The organism is Chitinophaga agri (assembly GCF_010093065.1).
GTDB lineage: Bacteria > Bacteroidota > Bacteroidia > Chitinophagales > Chitinophagaceae > Chitinophaga > Chitinophaga agri.
In genome coordinates this window covers 5,637,501-5,642,500 of the sequence record NZ_CP048113.1, presented here as the reverse complement: position 1 = coordinate 5,642,500, position 5,000 = coordinate 5,637,501, and the positions used below count along the sequence as shown (strand labels likewise).

Below are 5,000 nucleotides of genomic sequence, written 5' to 3'. Positions count from 1 at the left end.
GGAGGCGACCACCCCAGTCAAACTACCCACCAAACAATGTCCTCGTTGCCGAGTTAGACTCTAAACAACAGAAGGTTGGTATTTCAACGTTGACTCCACAACTCCTGGCGAAGCTGCTTCATAGTCTCCCAACTATCCTACACATCTGTTGTTCAAAATCAATGTTAAGTTGTAGTGAAGGTTCACGGGGTCTTTCCGTCCCGTTGCGATTAACCGGCATCTTCACCGATACTACAATTTCACCGAGCTCGTGGTAGAGACAGTGTCCAACTCATTAGACCATTCGTGCAGGTCGGAACTTACCCGACAAGGAATTTCGCTACCTTAGGACCGTTATAGTTACGGCCGCCGTTTACTGGGGCTTCAGTCAGAAGCTTTGGATTACTCCGAACATCCTTCCTTAACCTTCCAGCACCGGGCAGGTATCAGGCTCTATACGTCATCTTTCGATTTTGCAGGGCCCTGTGTTTTTGTTAAACAGTTGGTTGGACCATTTTACTGAGACCGCATTACTGCGGTACGCCTTATCCCGAAGTTACAGCGTCAATTTGCCTAGTTCCTTTACCACGGATCACTCGAGCGCCTGAGGATACTCTCCTCGACTACCTGTGTCGGTTTACGGTACGGGCTGCTATAACCTAACCTTAGAGGTTTTTCTTGGAAGTCTGATTAGGGACATTATCAGCGCGGCCGAAGCTTTGCTGTACTATCAGGTTCATCACCCCGTGCGGATTTTCCTACACAGAGTATAACTACTCCCTTTAACGCACTATTCCGTAAGTGCGCAGTCCTTTCACTACTCCGTTACCCCATCGAAATTATAGCAGGTACTGGAATATTCACCAGTTTGCCATCAGCTACGCCTTTCGGCTTTGCCTAAGGACCCGACTAACCCTGATCCGATTAGCGTTGATCAGGAACCCTTAGTCTTACGGCGAATAGGTTTTTCACCTATTTTATCGTTACTTATGCCTACATTTTCTTTTCTAAACGCTCCAGCATGCCTCGCGACACACCTTCGATGCAGTTTAGAATGCTCCCCTACCGATACACCACTTAATGGCGATCCTAAAGCTTCGGTTGTATGTTTGATGCCCGATTATTTTCCGTGCTTAAACCCTCGACCAGTGAGCTGTTACGCACTCTTTAAATGAATGGCTGCTTCCAAGCCAACATCCTGGCTGTTATAGGATTTAAACTTCGTTTGATCAACTTAACATACGATTAGGGACCTTAGCTGTTAATCTGGGTTATTTCCCTCTCGGCCATGGACCTTAGCGCCCACAGCCTCACTCCCGCAGATATATCATAGCATTCGGAGTTTATTAGGGTTTGGTAGGCGGTGAAGCCCCCTAGCCCAATTAGTAGCTCTACCTCTATGATAACTCTATATACGAGGCTGTTCCTAAAAACATTTCGGGGAGAACGAGCTATCTCTCAGTTTGATTGGCCTTTCACCCCTATCCACAGGTCATCCCATAGCTTTTCAACGCTAATGAGTTCGGTCCTCCAGTTTGTGTTACCAAACCTTCAACCTGCCCATGGATAGATCACAAAGTTTCGCGTCTACCCCTACTGACTAAAGCGCTCTGTTAGAACTCGCTTTCGCTCCGGCTCCGTAACTTAAGTACTTAACCTTGCCAGTAAGGAGTAACTCGTAGGCTCATTATGCAAAAGGCACGCCGTCACATATTACTATGCTCCGACCGCTTGTAGGCGCACGGTTTCAGGTACTATTTCACTCTTCTATTCGAAGTGCTTTTCACCTTTCCCTTACGGTACTGGTTCACTATCGGTCTCTAGGGAGTATTTAGCCTTACCAGATGGTGCTGGCAAATTCACACAGGATTTCTCCGGTCCCGCGCTACTCAGGATACTACACGTCCATCAGAATTTCTGCCTACAGGACTATCACCTGCTTTGGTCCATCTTTCCAGATGATTCAGCTTGATCTGACTTTCTAAAAGTAGTCCTATAACCCCGTGGCAGCACGCCACCACGGTTTGGGCTGGTCCCCGTTCGCTCGCCACTACTTAGGGAATCATTAATTTATTTTCTTTTCCTGCAGGTACTTAGATGTTTCAGTTCCCTGCGTTGGCCTCCTTACGGATAATGCATCTTCAATGCATTGGGTTGTCCCATTCGGAAATCTACGGATGTAACGATCGTTTGCATCTCCCCGTAGCTTATCGCAGCTTACCACGTCCTTCTTCGCCTCCTAGAGCCTAGGCATCCACCATGCGCCCTTATTCGCTTTAAATATCTTCAAAGCTTTTGTAATTCTACTATTACAATTGATTTTCCCAATATGTCAAAGAACTTGTGCGAAGCTTAAAGCTTCGCGTAGTTAATATCTCAGATCCGATCTGCGTGGCGCTTATCGCCAGATATTGTTATTATTATAAGAACTTTTGTATCGCCCGTTTCGCGTTGTTTGCGTTGGGGTTGCAAAGGTAGTTAATTTTTCATTTCCACCAAATCTTTTTCAAGATTTTTTCATCCTTTTTTCCTGAAGACGATACGCTTATAAGTAAGCTTTTGTCATCATTTATAGGATGTCATATTGTGTGAAAGAACTAATGCTTTGCATATTAATAAGATAAGGACCTCCGTCCCGTATCTTTTATAGCTGTTAGACCTATTGCTTTATTAATGAACTTAACCGGTTAAGGTTAAATAAGATCATTTTTAAAAGCGGATTGCAAAGATACAATCTCTAACCTTGTACAACAAAAATTAACCAGATTATTTTACCGTAAGTGGCGGTAGGATCAGTGGTGTGGTTGTAGTGAGGATAAAAAAGCCCGGTCTCTTGTAAAGACCGGGACTTCTTTAAAATAAATATGGCAGCTACCTACTCTCCCGCATGATTGTGCAGTACCATCGGCCATAAGGGGCTTAACTTCTCTGTTCGGAATGGGAAGAGGTGAACACCCTTGGCAAAACCACCATAAGATCTTGAATATGATCTATGTCTCACAGTCAGACACTTTACAGCGATTACTCTGACTTAAGACCAATAAGGTAACATATTGGGAAATTGTAATAGTTTATCACAAAAAATAAAATTAAAGCTTACGGGCAATTAGTACTACTCGGCTTCGATGTTACCACCCTTACACCTGTAGCCTATCAACGTCGTAGTCTCCGACGGCCCTTAAAAGTAAACTCATCTTGAGGTTGGTTTCACGCTTAGATGCTTTCAGCGTTTATCCTTTCCGTACATAGCTACTCAGCACTGCACCTGGCGGCACAACTGATACACCAGCGGTACGTACGACCCGGTCCTCTCGTACTAAGGTCATGTCCCCGCAATTTACTAACGATCACAACAGATAGGGACCGAACTGTCTTGCGACGTTCTGAACCCAGTTCACGTGCCACTTTAATCGGCGAACAGCCGAACCCTTGGGACCTTCTCCAGCCCCAGGATGTGACGAACCGACATCGAGGTGCCAAACCTCCCCGTCGATATGAGCTCTTGGGGGAGATCAGCCTGTTATCCCCGGAGTACCTTTTATCCTTTGAGCGATGGCCCTTCCATACAGAACCACCGGATCACTTTAGCCAGCTTTCGCTCCTGCTCGGCGTGTAGGCCTCACAGTCAAGCACCCTTTTACTAATGCGCTCTGCGTACGATTACCAACCGTACTGAGGGTACCTTTGCGAGCCTCCGTTACTTTTTAGGAGGCGACCACCCCAGTCAAACTACCCACCAAACAATGTCCTCGTTGCCGAGTTAGACTCTAAACAACAGAAGGTTGGTATTTCAACGTTGACTCCACAACTCCTGGCGAAGCTGCTTCATAGTCTCCCAACTATCCTACACATCTGTTGTTCAAAATCAATGTTAAGTTGTAGTGAAGGTTCACGGGGTCTTTCCGTCCCGTTGCGATTAACCGGCATCTTCACCGATACTACAATTTCACCGAGCTCGTGGTAGAGACAGTGTCCAACTCATTAGACCATTCGTGCAGGTCGGAACTTACCCGACAAGGAATTTCGCTACCTTAGGACCGTTATAGTTACGGCCGCCGTTTACTGGGGCTTCAGTCAGAAGCTTTGGATTACTCCGAACATCCTTCCTTAACCTTCCAGCACCGGGCAGGTATCAGGCTCTATACGTCATCTTTCGATTTTGCAGGGCCCTGTGTTTTTGTTAAACAGTTGGTTGGACCATTTTACTGAGACCGCATTACTGCGGTACGCCTTATCCCGAAGTTACAGCGTCAATTTGCCTAGTTCCTTTACCACGGATCACTCGAGCGCCTGAGGATACTCTCCTCGACTACCTGTGTCGGTTTACGGTACGGGCTGCTATAACCTAACCTTAGAGGTTTTTCTTGGAAGTCTGATTAGGGACATTATCAGCGCGGCCGAAGCTTTGCTGTACTATCAGGTTCATCATCCCGTGCGGATTTTCCTACACAGAATATAACTACTCCCTTTAACGCACTATTCCGTAAGTGCGCAGTCCTTTCACTACTCCGTTACCCCATCGAAATTATAGCAGGTACTGGAATATTCACCAGTTTGCCATCAGCTACGCCTTTCGGCTTTGCCTAAGGACCCGACTAACCCTGATCCGATTAGCGTTGATCAGGAACCCTTAGTCTTACGGCGAATAGGTTTTTCACCTATTTTATCGTTACTTATGCCTACATTTTCTTTTCTAAACGCTCCAGCATGCCTCACGACACACCTTCGATGCAGTTTAGAATGCTCCCCTACCGATACACCACTTAATGGCGATCCTAAAGCTTCGGTTGTATGTTTGATGCCCGATTATTTTCCGTGCTTAAACCCTCGACCAGTGAGCTGTTACGCACTCTTTAAATGAATGGCTGCTTCCAAGCCAACATCCTGGCTGTTATAGGATTTAAACTTCGTTTGATCAACTTAACATACGATTAGGGACCTTAGCTGTTAATCTGGGTTATTTCCCTCTCGGCCATGGACCTTAGCGCCCACAGCCTCACTCCCGCAGATATATCATAGCA

Annotated in this window: 3 rRNA genes (2 of these 3 cut by a window edge); all 3 read right to left on the bottom strand. The window is 46.1% G+C overall.

Annotated elements, in window-relative coordinates:
• Nucleotides 1–2,260 (bottom strand): 23S ribosomal RNA (locus GWR21_RS22580) (it extends 621 nt beyond the left edge of the window).
• Nucleotides 2,261–2,841: 581 nt separating this feature from the next.
• A 5S ribosomal RNA gene (gene rrf, locus GWR21_RS22575) occupies nt 2,842–2,953 on the bottom strand.
• A 112-nt stretch (nt 2,954–3,065) separates the two neighbouring features.
• Nucleotides 3,066–5,000: ribosomal RNA gene (locus GWR21_RS22570) — 23S ribosomal RNA — on the bottom strand; it runs 946 nt beyond the window's last position.